The organism is Trinickia diaoshuihuensis (assembly GCF_003390925.1).
GTDB lineage: Bacteria > Pseudomonadota > Gammaproteobacteria > Burkholderiales > Burkholderiaceae > Trinickia > Trinickia diaoshuihuensis.
Genome location: NZ_QUBS01000088.1, coordinates 80,908 through 100,832 on the forward strand (window position 1 = coordinate 80,908; position 19,925 = coordinate 100,832).

The following is a 19,925-nucleotide window of genomic DNA, read 5'->3' on the forward strand; positions in this document are numbered from 1 at the left end:
CCCGCCGCGCTTTCAGCCATAGGCCGAAATCCTTCATCACGGCCACCACGGGCTGAAGCCGCATGCCGTCTTCGGTAAGCTGGTATTCCACCTTCACGGGCACTTCCGGAAACACGGTTCGCCGGACGAGCCCGGCGTCCTCCAACGCCCGCAAATCGAGCGTCAACATCCTCTGCGAAATCCCAGGCACGTCCCTGCGCAACTCGCTGAACCGCTTGGGACCATCGAGCAAATAAGACACGAGCAGCAAACGCCACCGCCCACCCAACAGCCGCATTGCCTGCTCGACCGAACATCCGCTCACGCTAGTTTTCATCGGGTCGATTCATCTTCGGTATAAATTTCGGATCGGTTATGCATGAGGGTCCGGTGATCATGCAATATCTGACCGATCAACGCCCCGAGATCAGACTCGCGCCGCCGAACGGAACGATCGAGCGATACCGGTTGCAGGAACGGCTCAATTTCTTATCGACTGAAATTCATAAAGGATTCATTCCGCTTCTTTATGCCGTCGCCGCCGGGAAATACGTGGATACGCCAAGGCCCAAGCTCGAGAAGCGCTTCGAATGGATCGATCGCCAGCTCACCGATCGCCCGTATCTGATGGGCGATACATTTACGATCGCCGATGCCTATCTGTTTGCGCTGACCGGATGGGGCAAAGCAGCGTGGCTCAAGTCCGTCTATGGCGCCGAGATCGATTTGACCTCGTTCGATCATCTACGCGCGTGGTATGGGCGAGTCCGCGCGCGGCCGCACGTTCGAGACATACTGACGTCCGAGGGCCTAAACGAGTAAGTGTATGATCCTGGGCGTTAATTCATTAGCCGCTAGACGAAAATCCTTGTCTAACAGGGGCAATGCATGTCTGACACGCCACACACCAGCGCATCGACAGGCCGCGAAGCGTATTCTCAGTTCGCCGAGCGGTACGCCGAATTTGCGCCGACCAAAGCGCATAACGCGCTCTATGAGCGCCCCGCCACGATGGCGCTGCTTGGCGAAGTACGCGGATTGAGCGTGTTGGACGCGGGATGCGGTCCCGGCATCTGCAGCGAACATCTGGCGCGCCAAGGCGCATCGGTCCAGGCATTCGACGTCACGCCGGAAATGGTGGACCTTGCCCGAAAGCGGTGCGCCGGCCTGGACGTGAGCGTGGTCGAAGGCGATTTGTCCGCCCCGTTGACATGGCTCGCCGGCCAGTCGTTCGATAAAGTGCTCTGCTCGCTCGCCTTTGATTATCTAGAAGACCTGCGGCCCGCACTGAACGAGTTCCGGCGCGTTTGCAAACCGGGTGCGTCGCTCGTCTTCTCGATGGCGCATCCCATGCGCGACTGGATGGACGAACGCACGCGGGGCCACGGCACCTACTTCGACATATCCCGGTTCGGCCTTCATTGGGCGGGATTCGGCGAACCGAAACCCTACGTGCGGGCTTATCGCCGGCCGCTGTCGGATATATTGAATGGGCTCCTCGACAGCGGCTGGCAGCTCGACCGGTTCGTGGAACCCCGCCCGCTACCGGAAATGAAAGCAGCGTCCGAGCGCTTGTACGCCGAGCTTTCCAACGCTCCTGCGTTTATCTGCGTCCGCGCTCGGCTTTGAGAAGCAACGCGTATCTTTTTCCCGACTTCCTCGAAGCCAATGAATCAAGCCAATGTCCGGCCGAATAACGAGCATGGTCGTCGATGAGCATTATCGAGGGCGCGGGATCGGAAGTCGCTTGATCGCCCAAGCCGAACAGTGGTTCGACGCAGTGGGTTGCGTAAAGCTGGAAGTGACGAGCGCGGACTCGCGATTGAACGCACATCGCTTTTACGAACGGCACGGCTTTGTCCGCGACGGCCAGCGGCTATCCAAAGCCCACCATCACGCGCGCGAGGCCGCCGCGCGCATACAATTGAGCCGGACACATTCTGAGTGAAACGGCGATGCGCATTCTCGTGATCGAAGACGAGCCGAAAACCGGCGCCTATCTGAAAAAGGGCTTCGAGGAATCCGGCTACGCGGTGGATCTGGCCGCTGATGGCGCGCAAGGCCTGATCCTCGCGAAAGAAGCGGCGTACGACGTGATCGTGCTCGACGTGATGCTGCCCGTCATGGACGGCTGGACGGTACTCAAGACGCTGCGCGCCACACACAGCACGCCGGTGCTCTTCCTCACCGCGCGCGACGACGTCGACGACCGGGTGAAAGGGCTCGAACTGGGCGGCGACGATTACCTCGTCAAGCCGTTCGCCTTCGTCGAGCTGCTGGCGCGCGTGCGCACGCTGGCCCGCCGTGGACCGCCGCGAGAGACCGACGTGCTTTCGCTGGGCGACCTCGAAGTGGACGTTACGCGGCGGCGCGTGAAACGCGGCGCCGCTCGCATCGACCTCACGCCGAAAGAGTTCTCGCTGCTGCAACTGCTCGTGCGCCGCCAGGGCGAAGTGCTTACGCGCACGCAGATCGCCTCGTACGTATGGGACATGAACTTCGACAGCGACACCAACGTCGTGGAAGTCGCCATTCGCCGCCTGCGCGCCAAGATCGACGACGCGTTCGACGTCAAGCTGATTCACACCGTGCGCGGCGTGGGCTACGTCGCCGAGATAACCGACGATAAGCGGTCCGCCTGATGTCGCGGCTGACCGTGCGCTCGCTCACCGCCGGCCTCGCGCTCAGTTTCGCGGGCACGACGCTCGCGGTGTTCGCGCTCGTGGGCAGCACGCTTTATTTCACGCTCGACCGCGAAGTCAAGCAGCAGGATGATCTCGACATCGTGCTGATTTCGCGGCATACGCGGCGCCTCGCTCAGGAGCTGCACAGCGCGCAGGACGTGCGCGAGCACGCGCAACGGCTAACGAGCCAAGTGCTCGGCAACCCCGCCCTTTCGATGGAGATACTCGACGCCGCCGGCGAGCAACTCGTCGAGCACAACACCGCCGGCATCGCGGACACGACGTTCCCGCAAGCCGCCCTGGCCCGTCGCCTCCCCGCTCAGCAACGTATCACCGAGGGCGACGTGGTGCAGTGGCGCAACGTGCGCGGGGTGCCGGTGCGCGGCCTTGCCACCGAGGCGGCGCTGACCGACGGCACGCCCGTCACCGTCGTCATCGCGCGCGACATGACCGACCGCTGGCTGTTGCTCGACCACTATCGCGAGCGCCTTTACGCGTTCGGTCTAGCGGGTATGCTGCTCGCCTTCCTATTGAGCTGGCTGCTCGTGCGCGAGTCGCTCCGGCCGTTGCGCGAGATGGCCGCGCGCGCCGCCGCGATCACCGTCGAGCGCCTCGATACGCCCATCGAGATCGATGGCGTACCGAGCGAACTGGAAGCGCTCATGAAGTCGCTCAACGCCATGCTCGACCGGCTGCACGGCGGCTTCGAGCGGATGTCGCAATACACGGCCGATCTCGCGCACGACATGCGCACGCCGCTCGGCAATCTGCGCGGCGCGACCGAAGTGGCGCTCGCGCGCGAGCGCACCACGGCCGAATACGAGGCGCTGCTCGAATCGAATCTCGAGGAATGCGAACGGCTTTCCCGCATGATCGAGAGCGTGATCTTTCTGGCGCGTGCCGAACACCCGCAGTTCATGACGACGCTCGAACAGTTCGACGTGCCGGACGCGCTCGCGCAGATTGCCGACTACTTCGAAGGCCTCGCGGATGACGCGGGCGTGCGCATTCGCGTACGCGGCGAGGGGCGTCTGCGCGCCGACAAGGAGCTGTTCCGACGCGCCGTGGGCAACCTGCTCGCCAATGCGCTGCGCTATACGCCTCGTGGCGGCGAGATCACGATGGGCGTGCGAGAGACCGCGACGGCCGTCGAGGTCGAGGTGGCCAACCCCGGCCCACCGATCGACGCCGCGCTGCTCGAACGTATCTTCGACCGCTTCTACAGAGCCGACGCATCGCGCCACAGCGAGCCACGCACAGGCGCTTCGGCGGGACTCGGGCTTGCGATCGTGCGCTCGATCATGGCATTGCACGGCGGCTCGGCGCGCGCCGAAAGCGACGCCTCGGCCACACGCTTCATTCTGACGTTCCCCCGCTCGTGATGCCACGATCGCCCGGATCGCCGGGCGCGTTCGAGCCGCTCAGTGTCGCCCGGTCCCAGCCGCCGCCCAAGGCCTCGAGCAGATGCACGCTTGCGTCGAGCCTTCTGCCCGCGATCTGCTCCTCGTTGCGCTCGTTCGCGAGCGCGATGGTCTGCGCGGTCACCACGTCGAGATAGTTCACCGCCCCCGCCTGATAACGGTTGGTCGTAAGCTCGAGCGAGCGTCGCGCGGCAGCCGTGGCGCGTTGCTGGCTCCGCGCTTCGCCGGCCAGCGTGTCGAGTGCGCTCAAATTGTCCTCGACCTGCTGGAATGCCGTTAGCACGGTTTGCCGGTACCCTGCGACGGCCGCGTCGTATTGCGCGCTCGCGCCTTTGAGCGCGGCTCTGTGGCGGCCGCCGTCGAATAGCGTGCCCGCGAGCTGCGCACCGAGCGACCAGAAAAGGCTTGGCGCGCTGAGCCACGGCGCGAAGTAGGTGCTTTCCAAGCCCGCCGCTGCGGAGAGCGTGAGGTCCGGATAGAAGGCGGCACGAGCCTCGCCGATCGTCGCATTGGCCGCCGCCACGCGCCGCTCCGCGGCCGCGATGTCCGGGCGGCGTTGGAGCAGTGCCGACGGCACGCCTGGGGGAATCGACGGCACCACGACAGGATCCACGCGCGGCGGCAGCCTGAACGTCGAAGCGGGGACACCCATCAGCGTGGCGATGCCGTGCTCGAGCTGCGCGCGCTGCACGTCGATATCGCTGTCCATCGTGCGCGCGCTTTCGAGCTGCGTTTGCGCCTGAGCGACAGCCGAGGCATCGATTGCACCATCGGCGAGCTGCTGCTCGACGATGCGCAGCGCGGCCGCGTAGGCGGTCACCGTGTCGTCGAGCAGCTTCTTTTGCCGATCGAGCGAGCGCAGATCGAAGTAGTCGGTGGCGAGCTGGCTCGAGACGGCAAGGCGCACCGATTGCAAGTCGGCTTCGCTCGCCTGCGCATTGGCGCGCGCTTGCGTCGCCGCATCCTTCACGCGCCCGAATAGGTCGGGCTCCCAGCTCGCCGCCACCCCGGTGGAATAATCCGGCACCGTCTTGCCGGCCAGCGAATGGTCCACGAGATTGCGCGAAGTCCGATAACGCTGCGCCGTCACGCCGCCCGTCACCGTCGGCGCATAGCCCGCGCGCTCGTAGTCGACCATCGCGCGCGCGGCTTCGACGTTGGCGACGGCCTGGCGCACGGTCTGATTCGAGACGTTCACGAGCGCTTCGAGTTCGTCGAGTTCATGATCGCCGAAGAGGGTCCACCAAGGTCCACGCGGGTTCGCGTCGGCGGGTGCGGCGACGCTCCAACCAGGGATGGCCGGCCGTTGCCCCGCATACTGCGTGGGGACGTCCGTCGAGGGCGCGCTGTAAGGCGGCAATGTCGTGCACGCCGCGAGCGAGGCCACCGTGCAGCCCACGACGACCCGGCGCAGCGCCGATAAGCGATGTCCGAACATGACCGTCCTCTCATTCAATCCGTGCTCTTGGCTGCCGTGGCCGCAGCCGCGACACGCACCTGCTCGCCGCCGGCGAGGGAGTCGCCGGGATTGTCGATCACGCGATCGCTCGCCGTGAGGCCCGTGGCGATCTCGACGTACGTGCCGAAGTCGCGGCCGATCGTCACCTTACGCAACTGCACCTCGCTGCGCGCGTTCACCACGGCGACCGTCACGCCGTCCGGGCGAAACAACAGCGCACTCACGGGCAGCTCCAGCGCCGGCCAGGGGGCCGCGAGAGTAAGGTGTACCTGCGCGTAGGCGCCCGGCATCAGCGCGCCGTCGCGGTTATCGACGTCGACTTCCACGCGCAACGTGCGGCTCACAGGGTCGATGACATCCGAACTGCGCGCGACGCTCGCGTCGAAGCGGCGGCCGGGATATTGTTGCGTCGTCAACCATACGGACGTGCCCGGCGCGACGACGCCGGCATCCTGCTGCGGCACGTCCACGTATACGCGCAGGCGGTCGGTCTGCGCGATATGGAACAGCTCGCCCGGCATCGAGGCGAGGCCCGGCGTGCCGCCCGCGGTCACGAGCGCGCCCACTTGCACGTTGCGCGCGGTGATGACGCCGTCGAACGGCGCCGTCACGTTCTGATATGAAACGAGCTCCTGCAAACGCGCAACGTCCGCCTGCGCGGCGTGCAGCGTAGCGAGCTTGGCCGCGGCGTCGCTCGTCTTCGCCTCTGCGTCCTGTTCGGAAACCGACTGCGTCTGCAGCATCGTTTGCCAGCGCTGCGCCGTGCTGTTCGCGAAGCGGTAATTCGCCAGCGCCGTGGCTTCAGCCGCGCGCGCTTGCTGAAGTTGCGCGTCGAGCTCGGGCGTGTCGATCCGCGCGAGCGTCTGGCCGGCTTTCACACGCGCTCCGATATCCGCCGACCAGTGCTGCACGTAACCGCTCGTGCGCGCATAGATCGCGGCGTCGGCCCAGGCCATGATCGAACCGGGCAGCAGCAGGTCTTGGGTGGCGGGCGCGCGCGTCGGCGCCACGGTCGTGACAACCAATCGACGCTGCGCCGCGACCTGCCGCGCCTGTGCCGTGCGGGCCTGAAGGCGCGGCGCGATGCCGGCCGTAAGTAGGGACGCGACGATGGCGATACAGGTCAGGCCGACGACGAAGGCGCCTCGCTTGCGCGCGCGTCCGGCTTGCGCGGACGGCTCTGTCGCGGCATCGCGTTCCGCGGGCGGAGTCTGCGTATTCATAAGGAATCCTTATTCAATATGAGTGGTTGCTTCGGTCTGCATGCCTGCCGTGCCGGCGCGGCGTTTCGCGAGCCGGCCGTGAACCATGCCGAAGACGACCGGCACGAACACGAGTGTGGAAAGCGTGCCGAGCGCGAGGCCGCCGATCACGGCGCGCCCGAGCGGCGCGTTCTGTTCGCCGCCGTCGCCGAGCCCGAGCGCCATCGGCAGCATGCCGATCAGCATGGCGAGCGCCGTCATCAGCACGGGGCGGAAGCGGTTGAAGCCCGCGTCCAGCGCGGCGGCCAGCGGGGCGACGCCCGCGGCGAGCGACTCGCGCGCCGAGTTGATGACGAGAATGCTGTTGGCCGTGGCAATGCCCATGCAGAGAATGGTTCCCGTGAGCGCCGGCACGCTGAGCGTGGTTTGTGTGACGAACAACATCCAGGCGATGCCGGCGAGCGAGACCGGCAAACCGCTCACGATGATGAGCGGGTCGAGCCACGACTGGAAGTTCACGACCATCAGCAGATAGACGAGCGTAATGGCGAAAACGAGACCGGCCGCGAGACCGCCGAACGATGCGTTCATCGACTGCACCTGGCCGCGCACCACGATCGACGAGCCGGGCGGCAGTTGAGCGCGCGCTTCATCGACGAGACGGTTCACATCGGCGGCGACACCGCCTAGGTCGCGTCCCTGCGTCGAGGCGAAGATATCGAGCACGGGCTGCACGTTGTAATGCGAGACCACGGCTTGCTGCGAGCCGCGCGAGACGGTGCCGATCGTCCCGAGTTGATTTTGCGGCGTGGTCGAGCCGGATTGCGTCGTCGTTACCGGGATATTGGCGAGCGTTTGCAGCGAATGGATGTCGTACTGCGGCACTTCCGTCACGAGCGGATAGCTCACGCCGTTCTTCGGATCGAGCCAGAAATTCGGCGTCGTCTGGGCGCTGCCGGACAGCGCGATCAGCAGATTCTGCGCGACCTCGTGCTGCGTGAGGCCCGCTTGCAGCGCCTTCGTACGGTCGACGTTCACGTCGATCGTGGGTTCGTCGCCGGGCTGCTGGATACGCGCGTCGACGAGTCCGCGCACGCCGCGCATCTCGTCGAGCAGTCGATTCGCGACGACGCGGTTCTGCTCGAGCTTGTTTCCGACGATCTGCACGTCGATGGGCGCGGGCAGGCCGAAGTTCAGTATTTGGCTCACGATGTCGGCGGGTAGGAACGCGAAGGTCACGCCGGGAAATGACGCATCGAGCACGTTGCGCAGCTTCGCGACGTATTGCGCGGTGGGTTTATGCTTCGGCGCGAGGGTGACGAGGATGTCCGCATCTTCGGGGCCGATCGGGTCCGAGGAGTCGTAAGTGAGGTTGATGCCGCTCACGGGCACGCCGATGTTGTCGAGCACGGCGGCTTGTTCGTCATGAGGAATGACGCCGCGGATTTTCGCTTCGACTTCATCGGTGAGGCGAGCCGTTTGCTCGATGCGCGTGCCCGTGGGCGCACGCAGATGCAGGCGGATTTCGCCCGTATCGACCGCGGGGAAAAAGTCGCGGCCCGTGAAGGGAAAGAGCGCAAGAGAGCCGAGACACAGTGCGAGCCACAACAAGACGAAGCGGCGCCGGTGTTCGATGGCGGCATCGAGAAGCGCGCGATAGCGGTTGCGCACGGCTTCGAAGCGCCGCTCGAAGCCTGCCTGAAAACGCGCCAATGCACCGGCGATGCCGCGCGCCGGCGCCGCGTCCTTCGTTCGAGCGCGCAGCAGGTACATGGCCAGCGTGGGGATGAGCGTACGTGAGAAAAAGTACGACGCGCACATGGCAAATACCACGGCCTCGGCCATCGGTACGAACAGATAGCGCGCCACGCCCGAGAGCAGGAACATCGGCACGAATACGATGCAGATGGAGAGCGTCGAAACGAACGTGGGCACTGCGATTTCACCGGAGCCGTTGAGGATCGCATCGTGCAGCGGGGCGCCGCGCTCCAGGTGATGCGCGATGTTTTCGATGGCGACGGTGGCATCGTCGACGAGTATGCCGACGGCCAGGGCGAGGCCGCCGAGCGTCATGATGTTGATCGTTTGGCCGAGCGCGGCGAGCGCGATCAGCGACGTGAGCACCGCGAGCGGAATCGTCACGGCGATGATGAGGGTGGCGCGCCAACTGCCGAGAAAGAGCAGGATCATCGCAGCCGTGAGGCAAGCGGCAATGAGCGCTTCGCGCACGACGCCCGAGATCGCCGACTTGACGAACACCGATTGATCTGCAAGCGGCGTGATCTTGAGCGAATGGGGCAGGTCCGCGGCGATCTTCGGCAGCATCGCCTTGATCTGGTCGATGATCGTAAGCGTCGAGGCGCTGCCGGTCTTCTCGACGGTAAGCAGTGCGGCACGTTTGCCATCCGCGCGCACGATATTCGTTTGAGGCGCATAACCATCGATTACGTGTGCGACGTCGCGCACGTACACCACGCTGCCATTCACCGTCTTGATGGGCAGGTCGTTGAGCGCCGCCACCGTTCGCGTGCTGCCGTTCATCTCCACGTTGTATTCGCGTGAGCCGATCTTCGCCGTGCCACCGGGGAGGATGAGGTTCTGCGCGTTGACGGCGTTCACGACATCGGCGGGCGCGAGGCCCTTTGCCTGCAGCGCTTGCGGATCGAGCTGCACCATGATCTGGCGGATCTTGCCGCCATAGGGAAGCGGCACGGCCGCGCCTTGCACCGTGGCGAGCTGCGTGCGGATGAAACTGTTGCCGAGGTCGTAAAGCGACTGTTCCGGCAACGTCGCGCTTGAGAGGCCCAATTGCAACACGGGCACAGTGGACGCGTTGTACGTGATGATATTCGGCGGCAGCGTGCCCGGCGGCAGGATGCGCAGGATCGACGCGGAGTTCGAGGCGGCTTCGGCAATTGCGCGATTGATGTCGGCACCGGGATGGAAAAATACCTTCACTACGGAGACACCGTTCAGGGACTGCGATTCGATATGCTCGATATCGTCCACGTCGGAAGTCAACGCACGCTCGTAATTCGAGGTGATCCGATGCGCCATGTCCTCGGCCGAGAAGCCGTTGTAGGTCCAGACGATGCTGACCACGGGGATGTCGATGTTCGGGAAAATATCCGTGGGCGTGCGCATGATGGCAAGCGGCCCGAGGATGAACAGCAGCGCGGCGAGCACGATGAACGTGTAAGGCCGCCTGAGGGCCAGTTTGACGATCCACATGACGTTGTCCGGGTGTTAGCGGGGTTGGCGCAAGTATCGGGAGGGCGCGCTTACCCGCTGCTGACCTGGACATTACGGATTTGTCATCTTGGGGACGACGAGGCGGATGCGGTTATCGGCGCATTGGCGCAGATAACGAACTCGTAATCGACGAGTCAGCTTCGGGTCAGCGCCGCTCGACCAGAATCCAGTCAACCTTCGCGACACTGCCGGAGGGCGGCTGAAGCGGCATCATTTGACGATGCGGCGGCCATTCATTGAGAGGTGAACATCATGAAAGCATTCGTTTCCGCTTGGCTCGTTACCTGCGCCCTGGCCGCTCCGGCCGCCGCCTTCGCCCAGAGTGCCGTGACGGCCGCGAACGCGCCCGTCACGCGAGCACAGGTGATGGCGGATCTCGCGCGAGTGGAGCACGCGGGGTATCGTCCTTCGGGCGATGATCCCTACTATCCCGAAGACATCCAGCGCGCCGAATCGATCGTCGCGCAGCAACAAGCACAGAAAGCGCGGCAGGCACGGCAATAAAGCCGGGCGCCGCCGCGCATTTCGGTCGGCTCTAAGGATCGAGGGCGAGACGGCCCCGCCCTCTACGCATCAAGCCCGCTTCAACTGCGCTGCAACGGGCAGCTTGCGCACCCGCGTCCCCGTCGCCGCGAAAATCGCGTTGGTGACGGCGGGCGCGAGCGCCGCGGTCCCCGGCTCGCCAATTCCTCCCGGCGCTTCGGTGCTCTGCACGAGATGCACTTCGATCGGTGGAGTCTCGTTCATCCGCAGCACGCGATAGTCGGTGAAGTTCGATTGCTCGACGCGCCCGTCTTTCAGCGTGATCTCGCCATAAAGGACCGCGCTGATTCCAAACACGACGCCGCCTTCGATCTGCGCCTGCACGGTTTTCGGGTTCACCGTCATCCCGCAATCGACCGCGCAAACCACGCGCTTGACGGTCACTTGTCCGTCGGAATCGACCGCCACCTGAGCCACCATCGACAAATAGCTGCCGAATGCGTGCATCACCGACACGCCGCGCCCTTCGCCCTTCGGCAACGGCTCGCCCCAACCGGCCGCGCGCGTGGCTACCTCGAGTACGTTGGCTGCGCGCGGCGACTTGTCTTTCAACAGATCGCGCCGGTATTGCGCCGGGTCGATCCGCGCTTGCGCGGCCAACTCATCGATGAAGCTCTCCACGACGAAGGTGCCGCGCGTGGCGCCCACGCCGCGCCAGAACGCGGTCGGCACGGTCCGGGGCTCCTGACGAACGTAATCCACCCATTGATTCGGAATCGCATAGGGCAACTCGGCGGCCACCTCGACGGCATCGGAGTCCACGCCGTTCGCTACCGCGCCGGGTGCGAATCGAGAAAGGATCGAAGAACCGACGATCCGATGCTGCCATGCGATGGGCCGCCCGTTATCGTCGAGCCCGGCCGAAATGCGGTCGTAGTAGTACGGCCGATACATATCGTGCTGAACGTCTTCCTCGCGCGTCCAAAACACCTTGACCGGCGCATCCACCTGTTTGCCGATTTCGACGGCCTGCGCGATCATATCGACCTCGAGCCGCCGCCCGAACCCGCCGCCGATCAAATGGTTATGGACGGTAATCTTCTCGAGCGGCAAGCCCGTCGCCTTTTGCGCGGCTTGCGCGGCAAACCCAGGCACCTGCGTGCCCACCCAGATTTCGCATCCATCGGGCCGCACGTGCACCGTACAGTTCATCGGCTCCATCGTCGCGTGCGCGAGAAACGGCTGTTCGTACACCGCATCGATACGATGCTTTGCCGTCGCGAACGCATGCCGCGCATCGCCTTCCTCGTGTGCGAGCGCGCCGTCTTTTTGCGCGGCGCTTGCGAGATCGTCGACAATATCCTTCGTCGATAACGTCGCCCCCTCGCCACCATTCCACTTGACGTCGAGCGCCGCTGCTCCGCTCTTCGCCGCCCAGGTATGGTCGCCTACCACCGCGACGGCATTGTTCAGCTTGACCACTTGCCGCACGCCGCCGACTTTCTTGGCGCTCGCCTCGTCGACGCTCGCCAGCGTGCCGCCCAGCACGGGGCAATGCACGATCGCCGCATAGCGCATCCCGGGCAGATGCACATCGAAACCGAATCGGGCAGACCCGTCCACCTTTTGCGGCGAATCGAGCCGGTTAGTCGGCTTGCCCACGAGCGTGAATTGCGCGGGGCTTTTGAGCTTGACCTCCGCCGGGACCGGCATCTTCGCAGCCGTATCGACGAGTTCTCCGTAGCCGATACGGCGCCCCGACGGAATATGCACGACGGTGCCTTGCTCCGCCCGGCAGGTCGCGGCATCGACCTTCCATCGCTGAGCCGCCGCGGCGACGAGCAGCACGCGCGCGATCGCCCCCGCTTCGCGCATCGGCTGCCACGCATAGCGAATCGAAGTCGAGCCCCCGGTGAGTTGCCCGCCGCCGAGCAATGGATCGCCGTACAGCTTCGCGTTGGGCGGCGCGTGATCGAGCGCCACGCTTTGGAGCGGCACCTCCAACTCCTCCGCGATCAACATTGGAATGGCGGTATAAACGCCCTGCCCCATTTCGACCTTAGGCATGATCAGCGTCACCAAGCCCTGACGATCGATTCGAATGAATGCATTCGGCGCGAACACGCCGGCGCTCGGCGATGACGGGGCATCGCCGATTCTCACGCCGGCGCGATGCGCGGCTTGCGCCGCGGCCGGCACGCTGAACCCGAGCAATAAACCACCGCCCGCGGCCGCGCCAACCGTCACGCCGAACTTCAGGAACGTGCGGCGCGATACGCCGGCGCTTGACGACGCAAGCGCGCGCCCCGCTTCGAGGAGACCTTGCGACATATCAAGCCTCCGTGGCGGCATGCTTGATCGCCGCGCGAATGCGGTTATAGGTGCCGCAGCGGCAGATATTGCCCGACATGGCGGCGTCGATATCGGCATCGCTCGGATGCGGATTGGTCGCGAGCAGCGATGCGGCCGACATCACCTGCCCCGACTGGCAATAGCCGCACTGCACGACATCGAGCGCCGTCCACGCGGCTTGCACCTTACGGCCGGCGGGCGTTTCGCCCACCGCTTCGATCGTCGTTATCTTCTTGCCGACGACGGCCGCGACCGGCAAAACGCATGACCGAACGGCCGCACCATCCAAATGAACCGTACAGGCGCCGCATTGCGCAATGCCGCAACCGAATTTAGTGCCCGTCAGACCTACTAAATCCCGTAGCACCCACAGCAACGGCATATCATCCGGCGCATTCACTTCATGCGTCTTGCCATTGATCGTCAGCGTCGTCATGCACCCTCCGGCTATTGTTTGAGCGAATTGAGGTCGATTACGAAGCGGTACTTTACATCGCTCTTCAACATTCGATCGTATGCCTGGTTGATGCTTTGCATGGGGATGATTTCGATATCCGAGGTAATCCCGTGCTGACCGCAGAAGTCCAGCATTTCTTGCGTTTCGGCAATGCCGCCGATCAACGAACCGGCCAGACGGCGCCGCTTGAAGATCAGATTGAACACTTGCGGCGACGGGTGATCGTGCTCGGGTGCGCCGACCAGCGTCATCGTCGCATCGCGCTTGAGCAATTCGATGAACGGATTCAAGTCGTGTTGCGCGGCCACCGTATTGAGGATGAAATCGAAACTATTCGCATGCGCCTGCATTTGCGCAGGGTCTTTCGAAATCACGACTTCGTGCGCGCCCAGACGTTTCGCGTCTTCGACTTTCGAGGGCGAAGTCGTAAACAGGACGACATGTGCGCCCATTGCGCGCGCCAATTTCACGCCCATGTGCCCGAGACCGCCCAAACCGACGATGCCGACTTTCTTGCCCGGGCCCGCCCCCCATTGGCGCAACGGCGAATACGTCGTGATGCCCGCGCACAATAGCGGAGCCGCGCCGGCCGGATCCAGATTGCCCGGTACGTTCAGGACGAACGCTTCGTCCACGACGACGCTCGTCGAATAGCCGCCGTAGGTAACCTCGCCGCTGACGCGATCCACGCCGTTATAGGTGCCGACGAATCCGTTTTCGCAGTACTGCTCGAGTCCTTCCGCACAGCTTGCGCAGGTGCGGCAAGAATCCACGAGACAGCCGACACCGACCAGATCGCCGCTCTTATAACGCGTGACGCCGGCGCCGACCTTCGTCACGCGGCCGACGATTTCATGTCCCGGCACGACGGGGTAAATGGTATTGCGCCATTCGTTGCGGGCCTGGTGCAGGTCCGAATGGCAGACGCCGCAAAACAGCACCTCGATCTGCACATCATGCTCGCGCACGTCGCGGCGCTCGATGTCGAACGGGGCCAGCGGAGTGTTCGCGTCCTTCGCTGCGTATCCGTGAGTCTTGTACATGGTGATTCGCTCCTGCAAAATGCGCGCTCCGACATGGAGCTTCGCAGGTGCAAATGGTAGGAACTGCCCTGCCCTGACGCCAATGCCTGAATCTATCGAACGCTTGCCTTTTTCTCTTGGATGCCGGCGGCAAAGTGAAATCGGCGCTATATTTTCAGCCTGATTCTCCTAACGTTTGCGCCGCGCCGTCATGTCCGTTCACGCCTCGCTCTCTTCTATCGCCGATTCCGCTCAGGCCCGCATGGTTCAGTTGCTGGCTACCCTGGCCCCGGACGAGGGATATACCCAATCCACGCTCGACGGCGTGAAGTTCATGCGCACGAACGTTTCGATCCCGCGCGTGCCGGTGATGTACGAACCGTCGATCGTCATCGTCGCGCAAGGCCGTAAACGCGGCTTTCTCGGCAGCCAAGCATTCGTCTACGACGCCCAGCACTATCTCGTGCTTGCGGTGCCGCTACCGTTCGAGTGCGAAACCGAAGCGACGCCCGACGAACCGATGCTGGCCATCTCGATCCGGGTCGATCTCGCCGTCGTGGCCGAACTGCTGATGATGCTCAACGATACGCGCGGACCGATCGAGACGGAGCCGCGGGCCGTCTACGCCACGCCGCTCGACCCGACGCTGAGCGATGCCGTGTTGCGCCTGCTCGAATCGCTGTCCTCGTCGCACGACGCCCGTATCCTGGGCCCCGCGATCGTGCGCGAGATCTGTTACCGCGTCCTCACGGGGTCGCAGGGCGACATGATCCGGGCGGCGCTGACCCATCAAGATCATTTCGGCAGGATTGCAAAAGCCTTACGCCGCATCCACGCGGATTTCGCGGGCAACCTCGACGTCCCCACGCTCGCGCGCGAAGCGGGAATGAGTTTGGCCGTGTTTCACGCGCAATTCAAAGCCGTGACCGAGACTTCGCCGATGCAATACGTGAAAACGACGCGCTTGCACCACGCGCGCCTGCTGATGGTGCAAGATCGTTTGAACGTAAGCGCGGCCGCAACGCGCGTGGGGTACGAAAGCGCTTCGCAATTCAGCCGGGAATTCAAGCGATTGTTCGGTATGAGCCCGGCCGACGATCTCAAGCGCATGCGCGGCGCCAGCGATGCGAGAGCGAGCGTCGTCCCGCCCTATGCGAAGCCCGGCAGGCCGCGCTACGTCACTACCGACTGAACGGTCCGAGCCCGGCGGCGTTCATCGCGTAGCATCGCCGAAACGGTATTCGCGAGTGAGTTCGTCGAGCTGCGTTTTCAGTTGGGGATCGAGGGCGAAGTCGACGGCGGCCAACGTGTCGGCCAACTGCTCGGGGCGGCTGGCCCCCAATATGGCCGACGTAACGGAAGGATGAGCCAACACCCAAGCGACCGCGACGGTAGGCAGCGCGAGACCGGCGTCGGCGGTCAGCTTCTTCAGTGCTTCGATGGTATCGAACTCGCGCTCGTGCCAGTAACGCGCTTGGTAAAGCTCGCCTGCGGTGCCCACCGTGAACCGCCCCGCGGGCGGCGGCGCTTCGCGCCGATGCTTGCCCGTCAGCAGGCCGCCGGCAAGCGGGTTATAAGGTAGGACTGCTAAGCGTTCTTCCTCGGCGAGCGGCAGCAACTCGCGTTCGATCTGACGAAAGAGCAAGTTGTAACGCGGTTGAACCGAAACGAAACGCGCGGTGCGCAAGACGTCGGCTCTGCCTAGTGCTTTCGCCAAACGGTACGCGAGGAAATTGGAAACGCCCACGTAACGCGCGCGGCCCGAGCGAACGATGACGTCGAGTGCCTCGAGCGTTTCGTCGAGCGGCGTTTCCCGGTCGTCCGAATGCAGTTGGTAAAGATCGACATAGTCGGTACCGAGCCGCTGCAAGGACGCATCGATCGCATCGAGCAAGTGCTTACGGGAAGCGCCCTGCTCCCACGGCGCCTCTCCCATTTTGCCGACCGCCTTCGTCGCCAGCACGAAGCCATGGCGCTTGCCCTTGAGCCAGCGGCCGACGATTTCCTCGGTCCGCCCGACGCGCGCCTCGCCGCCTCCGAGCGGGTAGACGTTCGCCGTATCGAAAAACGTCACGCCGGCCTCGGCGGCGGTATCCATGATACGGACCGAGGTCGCCTCGTCCGTCTGAAAGCCGAACGTCATCGTCCCGAGGCATACGCGCGACACGCTTAGACCCGTTGCGCCGAACTTACGGTATTGCATCGATTTCTCCCAAGCACGCCGCCTTAGACGGCCAAAGCGAAAGGATAATCGCTCTTCGCAAACGGCGTGCGTGATGCACACAAGCGTGCGGCGGCATCCAAGAGAACCCGGCTGGCCTCACTTCGAGCCGGTGCTCGCCGACGACGGCTGCGCGGCGGCTTCGCTCGCGGCGCGATCTTTCTTCGCGGCTTCGTGATGGCCGATGGCGCAGCCGGCCGCGGCCCCCGCGACACCGTGCTTGCCCGCCACATGTCCCACGGCACCGCCTACCACGGCGCCCTTCATGCATCCCTTTGCCTGCGCCTGAGCGCCGCATAAGGCAACGACGAGGGCGGCACCGCACGCGATGATGGTTTTCATCTTGGCTCCTTTCGAGTGTATTGCTCCGACGATTGCAACGTTCGTACCCAGTTCGGCGGCGAGCCCAGGGCGGCACCTTCAATGCGGGGAAACGACGCCTAATGTTTGTCTTGTTCGGTCGATCGCGGGGCGAACCCGGACCGTATCCTCGACAAATAGAAAACGGCGCCCCGGGCGAGGCGCGTCTAATCAGACAAATGGAGCGATAGGAGCAACATGTACATCCCTGCTCATCCGTCGAACGAAGCTGCTCGAATTGCGCTCCTGCGATCGCTGGATATTCTCGATACCGCACCGGACGAACGATTCGACCGATTGACGCGACTGGCCAAGCGCGTGTTCGACGTGCCGATTGCGACGGTCTCGCTGGTCGATTCCGATCGGCAATGGTTCAAGTCGTGCGTAGGGCTTTCCGTCGACGAAACCGCGCGCAACATATCGTTTTGCGGCCATACGATTCTCGACGGCGACTTGCTCGTGGTCGAAGACGCCCAAACGGACCCTCGCTTTGCCGATAGCCCCTTGGTGACCGGCGATCCCGGCGTGCGCTTCTACGCGGGGTGTCCCCTCACGTTGAACAAGGCGATGCGCGTGGGCGCCTTTTGCATCGTGGATAAAAAGCCGCGTAAGCTCGACGCGCAGGAGCGCGGTCTACTGCGAGACCTCGCGCGTATCGCCGAACGCGAACTGGAAGTGCTGCAGCTCGTTGCGACGGACGACTTGACGGGTCTTTCGAATCGCCGCGGATTCGAGGCGCTGGGCAATCATGTGCTCGCGCTATGCAAGCGAGCCCGCTCGCGCGCGTCGGTGCTCTTCTTCGATCTAAACGGGTTCAAGCAGATCAATGACATGTACGGTCATGCCGAAGGCGACCGAGCGATCGTCGGGTTCGCGAGTGTGTTGCGTACCGCGTTGCGCGAGACGGACGTGTTGGCCCGTCTGGGCGGCGACGAGTTCGTCGCGCTCGTCGCGGGCGCGCAAGACGGTGACGAAGCGCGCATCATCGAGCGCGTGCGGCTGGGCGTTGCGGGTTATAACCGTGCCAATCAGCGCGGCTACGATTTGAAATTCAGCGTGGGTTTCGCGCCGTTCGAAACGAACGAGCAAGCGTCGATCGCCGAATTGATCGATATCGCCGACCACGCGATGTACGCGAACAAACGCGCCGTGCGCGAGCGCGGCGCTCGCGCCGCGTCCGGCGAGTTCGCCATGGCGCAGTAAAACAGCGCACGCCGAAGCTCGGCGCTCGGAACGAAGTAAACTATCGCCCGCCCGGCGCGCCTGCCGGGCGCGAAGCCGATTGGTACTTTTCGAAAAGCGCACCGTGCAAGCACAAATCCAACCGCCCGCCGTCGACTCCCCGCTCACGTCGTCCCCATCCTCGTCCTCGTCCTCGCGCTACGCGCGCAAGGCGCTCGTGGGCTCCGCCCTCGGCTACGCGATGGACGGCTTCGATTTGCTGATCCTCGGTTTCATGCTGCCCGCCATCCGCGCGGCGCTCCATCTATCGCCGGAACAAGCGGGCGCGCTCGTGACGTGGACGCTCGTCGGCGCCGTCGCGGGCGGAATCGGCTTCGGGTTGCTCAGCGACCGTTTCGGGCGCGTACGCGTGCTCAGTTGGACGATCACCCTATTTGCACTCTTCACGGGCCTATGCGCGCTTGCGCGCGGGTTCTCGGATCTGCTCGCGTACCGCACGCTCGCCGGCGCGGGCCTCGGCGGCGAATTCGGGATCGGTATGGCTTTGGCGGCCGAAGCATGCCCCCCGCAAGCGCGGGCACGTTTCTCTTCGTACGTGGCGCTCGGCTGGCAGGCCGGCGTGCTCGCCGCGGCACTGGTGACGCCCCCGCTTCTTCCGCTCGTAGGTTGGCGCGGGATGTTCGCCATCGGCCTGGCGCCGGCGTTCGTCGCGTTCGCGATGCGACGCGCGCTGGGAGAGCCCGAGGCGTTCGTTCGACAAACGCATGCGCGCGCCGGACTGAGCGAGCGGCTCAAAGACTTATTCGGCAACGCTCAGGCGGTCCGCTCGAGCGTCGCGCTGTTCGTGCTCTGCTCGGTCCAGAACTTCGGCTACTACGGCATCATGATCTGGATGCCGACATTCCTTTCAGCCAAGCTGGGATTTTCGCTGACGCGCTCAGGCGTCTGGACGGCAGTGACGGTGCTCGGGATGATGGCCGGCGTTTGGTGTTTCGGTCAGCTCGCCGATCGACTCGGCCGCAAGCCGACGTTCGTGCTTTATCAGATCGGCGCCGCGATGATGGTCCTCCTATATGCTCGTTTGGCGCAGCCCCTATCGATGTTATGGGCCGGCGCGATCATGGGCGCCTTCGTCAACGGGATGGTCGGCGGCTACGGGGCCTTACTTTCCGAGCTGTATCCGACTCGCGCGCGTGCCACCGCGCAAAACCTGTTGTGGAACGCCGGGCGGGCGGTCGGCGGGTTCGGCCCGCTAGCAGTCGGCGCGATCGCCGGCCGATACGCCTACCCCGTCGCCATATCGGCCCTCGCGGGGCTTTACGTCCTCGACATCATCGTCACGGTATTGCTGATTCCCGAACGCAAGGGCCATACGCTCGACTGAAGCCTCCCCCACGCGCACTCAGTCAATATTTCACCTATTTAACTTCAAACGGAATCAATTACCACAAAAAATATACAGACCAATCTACTATCAATCGTAGTAAAAAAATGTCTTTTCTTTCAAAAAATAAAAAATCGAAATGAAGTTGACATCGCACGGCTTACCCACCTAATCTTTCTCGCATCGCCGCCGAGTCCTCGGTCACGCAGCAGCCGATTGGCGCTTCCGGGCGCGGCCGGCGATCTCCCCGAAAGACAGGCCTGTCCAAAGCCGTTCTTTCGATTGCATGTTTTTCTTAGCACTCCTAACTAGAAGATCGTTTTTCGGAGACTTGGAAAAATACCAAACCCGAATAACGCGGATCATCGTTTCGCGCGCCTTTTATCGCGCGCCATGGCTTCATTTTGCCTTTCTTCGAGATAGCTGGAAATACGTTTCTCCCGTAAGTGAACGAAACATTCCCATTC

The 19,925-nt window shown here is 63.9% G+C and carries 16 protein-coding genes and 2 pseudogenes; 9 read left to right on the forward strand and 9 right to left on the reverse strand.

Annotated features, from left to right (window positions below):
* Window positions 1-4 precede the first annotated feature (4 nt).
* Window positions 5-316 (reverse strand): annotated as a pseudogene (locus DXT59_RS26575) (winged helix-turn-helix transcriptional regulator); the annotation flags it as partial.
* A 29-nt stretch (window positions 317-345) separates the two neighbouring features.
* On the opposite strand from DXT59_RS26575, the pseudogene DXT59_RS26580 reads away from it, so the two are divergent.
* From DXT59_RS26580 to DXT59_RS26600, 5 genes and pseudogenes are all read left to right on the forward strand, one after another.
* Window positions 346-801, forward strand: a pseudogene (locus DXT59_RS26580) (glutathione binding-like protein); the annotation flags it as partial.
* Window positions 802-867: 66 nt separating this feature from the next.
* On the forward strand, window positions 868-1,608 hold the full coding sequence (locus DXT59_RS26585) for a class I SAM-dependent methyltransferase (protein WP_116140919.1): 741 nt from the start codon (window positions 868-870) through the stop codon (window positions 1,606-1,608).
* A gap of 52 nt (window positions 1,609-1,660) precedes the next feature.
* On the forward strand, window positions 1,661-1,927 hold the full coding sequence (locus DXT59_RS26590; RefSeq protein WP_116140921.1) for a GNAT family N-acetyltransferase: 267 nt from the start codon (window positions 1,661-1,663) through the stop codon (window positions 1,925-1,927).
* A gap of 7 nt (window positions 1,928-1,934) precedes the next feature.
* Complete coding sequence (locus DXT59_RS26595) at window positions 1,935-2,621, forward strand: heavy metal response regulator transcription factor (protein ID WP_116140923.1); 687 nt, start codon at window positions 1,935-1,937, stop codon at window positions 2,619-2,621.
* Between the two features lie 8 nt (window positions 2,622-2,629).
* Window positions 2,630-4,045, forward strand: a complete 1,416-nt coding sequence (locus tag DXT59_RS26600; protein WP_116141159.1) for a heavy metal sensor histidine kinase — start codon at window positions 2,630-2,632, stop codon at window positions 4,043-4,045.
* Here DXT59_RS26600 and DXT59_RS26605 read toward each other — a convergent pair.
* From DXT59_RS26605 to DXT59_RS26615, 3 genes are read right to left on the reverse strand one after another with little or no spacing between them, the layout of a single operon-like run.
* A complete protein-coding gene (locus DXT59_RS26605; protein ID WP_116140925.1) occupies window positions 4,020-5,522 on the reverse strand; it encodes an efflux transporter outer membrane subunit in 1,503 nt (500 codons plus the stop codon). The genes DXT59_RS26600 and DXT59_RS26605 overlap by 26 nt on opposite strands.
* 14 nt (window positions 5,523-5,536) lie before the next feature.
* Entirely contained in the window at window positions 5,537-6,766 is a 1,230-nt protein-coding gene (locus DXT59_RS26610) for an efflux RND transporter periplasmic adaptor subunit (RefSeq protein WP_116140927.1), read from the reverse strand.
* 9 nt (window positions 6,767-6,775) lie between these two features.
* Entirely contained in the window at window positions 6,776-9,976 is a 3,201-nt protein-coding gene (locus DXT59_RS26615) for an efflux RND transporter permease subunit (RefSeq protein WP_116140929.1), read from the reverse strand.
* Between the two features lie 273 nt (window positions 9,977-10,249).
* Here DXT59_RS26615 and DXT59_RS26620 point away from each other — a divergent pair, with 273 nt between their 5' ends.
* Window positions 10,250-10,501 carry a DUF4148 domain-containing protein gene (locus tag DXT59_RS26620; RefSeq protein ID WP_116140931.1) on the forward strand — a complete coding sequence of 84 codons (252 nt, stop codon included), beginning with the start codon at window positions 10,250-10,252 and terminating at the stop codon, window positions 10,499-10,501.
* A gap of 69 nt (window positions 10,502-10,570) precedes the next feature.
* Here DXT59_RS26620 and DXT59_RS26625 read toward each other — a convergent pair whose 3' ends face one another.
* Genes DXT59_RS26625 through DXT59_RS26635 form a run of 3 tightly spaced genes read right to left on the reverse strand, consistent with a single transcriptional unit; the run spans window position 10,571 to window position 14,332 of the window.
* Window positions 10,571-12,811: a xanthine dehydrogenase family protein molybdopterin-binding subunit gene (locus DXT59_RS26625; protein ID WP_116140933.1), complete on the reverse strand. Its 2,241-nt coding sequence runs from the start codon at window positions 12,809-12,811 to the stop codon at window positions 10,571-10,573.
* Between the two features lies 1 nt (window position 12,812).
* On the reverse strand, window positions 12,813-13,268 hold the full coding sequence (locus tag DXT59_RS26630; RefSeq protein ID WP_116140935.1) for a (2Fe-2S)-binding protein: 456 nt from the start codon (window positions 13,266-13,268) through the stop codon (window positions 12,813-12,815).
* A gap of 11 nt (window positions 13,269-13,279) precedes the next feature.
* On the reverse strand, window positions 13,280-14,332 hold the full coding sequence (locus DXT59_RS26635; protein ID WP_116140937.1) for an NAD(P)-dependent alcohol dehydrogenase: 1,053 nt from the start codon (window positions 14,330-14,332) through the stop codon (window positions 13,280-13,282).
* Window positions 14,333-14,522: 190 nt separating this feature from the next.
* Here DXT59_RS26635 and DXT59_RS26640 point away from each other — a divergent pair, with 190 nt between their 5' ends.
* Window positions 14,523-15,503 (forward strand): AraC family transcriptional regulator, encoded by a 981-nt coding sequence (locus DXT59_RS26640; protein WP_116140939.1) that lies wholly within the window; start codon window positions 14,523-14,525, stop codon window positions 15,501-15,503.
* 21 nt (window positions 15,504-15,524) lie between these two features.
* Here the strand turns inward: DXT59_RS26640 and DXT59_RS26645 are convergent, their stop codons facing one another.
* Together DXT59_RS26645 and DXT59_RS26650 are read right to left on the reverse strand one after the other, a co-directional pair.
* Window positions 15,525-16,514: an aldo/keto reductase gene (locus DXT59_RS26645; RefSeq protein ID WP_116140941.1), complete on the reverse strand. Its 990-nt coding sequence runs from the start codon at window positions 16,512-16,514 to the stop codon at window positions 15,525-15,527.
* Window positions 16,515-16,631: 117 nt separating this feature from the next.
* On the reverse strand, window positions 16,632-16,874 hold the full coding sequence (locus DXT59_RS26650; protein WP_116140943.1) for a hypothetical protein: 243 nt from the start codon (window positions 16,872-16,874) through the stop codon (window positions 16,632-16,634).
* 216 nt (window positions 16,875-17,090) lie between these two features.
* On the opposite strand from DXT59_RS26650, the gene DXT59_RS26655 reads away from it, so the two are divergent.
* Together DXT59_RS26655 and DXT59_RS26660 are read left to right on the forward strand one after the other, a co-directional pair.
* Window positions 17,091-18,095 (forward strand): sensor domain-containing diguanylate cyclase, encoded by a 1,005-nt coding sequence (locus DXT59_RS26655; protein ID WP_116140945.1) that lies wholly within the window; start codon window positions 17,091-17,093, stop codon window positions 18,093-18,095.
* 220 nt (window positions 18,096-18,315) lie between these two features.
* Window positions 18,316-19,458 (forward strand): MFS transporter, encoded by a 1,143-nt coding sequence (locus DXT59_RS26660; protein WP_116141161.1) that lies wholly within the window; start codon window positions 18,316-18,318, stop codon window positions 19,456-19,458.
* Window positions 19,459-19,925: the final 467 nt, after the last annotated feature.

Excerpts from the sequence above, each read along its gene's own strand:
- DXT59_RS26625 (WP_116140933.1), bottom strand. The coding sequence starts at position 12,811 with ATGTCGCAAGGTCTCCTCGAAGCGGGGCGCGCGCTTGCGTCGTCAAGC.
- DXT59_RS26635 (WP_116140937.1), bottom strand. The coding sequence starts at position 14,332 with ATGTACAAGACTCACGGATACGCAGCGAAGGACGCGAACACTCCGCTG.
- DXT59_RS26630 (WP_116140935.1), bottom strand. The coding sequence starts at position 13,268 with ATGACGACGCTGACGATCAATGGCAAGACGCATGAAGTGAATGCGCCG.
- DXT59_RS26615 (WP_116140929.1), bottom strand. The coding sequence starts at position 9,976 with ATGTGGATCGTCAAACTGGCCCTCAGGCGGCCTTACACGTTCATCGTG.
- DXT59_RS26595 (WP_116140923.1), top strand. The coding sequence starts at position 1,935 with ATGCGCATTCTCGTGATCGAAGACGAGCCGAAAACCGGCGCCTATCTG.
- DXT59_RS26620 (WP_116140931.1), top strand. The coding sequence starts at position 10,250 with ATGAAAGCATTCGTTTCCGCTTGGCTCGTTACCTGCGCCCTGGCCGCT.
- DXT59_RS26605 (WP_116140925.1), bottom strand. The coding sequence starts at position 5,522 with ATGTTCGGACATCGCTTATCGGCGCTGCGCCGGGTCGTCGTGGGCTGC.
- DXT59_RS26645 (WP_116140941.1), bottom strand. The coding sequence starts at position 16,514 with ATGCAATACCGTAAGTTCGGCGCAACGGGTCTAAGCGTGTCGCGCGTA.
- DXT59_RS26650 (WP_116140943.1), bottom strand. The coding sequence starts at position 16,874 with ATGAAAACCATCATCGCGTGCGGTGCCGCCCTCGTCGTTGCCTTATGC.
- DXT59_RS26640 (WP_116140939.1), top strand. The coding sequence starts at position 14,523 with ATGTCCGTTCACGCCTCGCTCTCTTCTATCGCCGATTCCGCTCAGGCC.
- DXT59_RS26655 (WP_116140945.1), top strand. The coding sequence starts at position 17,091 with ATGTACATCCCTGCTCATCCGTCGAACGAAGCTGCTCGAATTGCGCTC.
- DXT59_RS26585 (WP_116140919.1), top strand. The coding sequence starts at position 868 with ATGTCTGACACGCCACACACCAGCGCATCGACAGGCCGCGAAGCGTAT.
- DXT59_RS26610 (WP_116140927.1), bottom strand. The coding sequence starts at position 6,766 with ATGAATACGCAGACTCCGCCCGCGGAACGCGATGCCGCGACAGAGCCG.
- DXT59_RS26590 (WP_116140921.1), top strand. The coding sequence starts at position 1,661 with ATGTCCGGCCGAATAACGAGCATGGTCGTCGATGAGCATTATCGAGGG.
- DXT59_RS26660 (WP_116141161.1), top strand. The coding sequence starts at position 18,316 with ATGGACGGCTTCGATTTGCTGATCCTCGGTTTCATGCTGCCCGCCATC.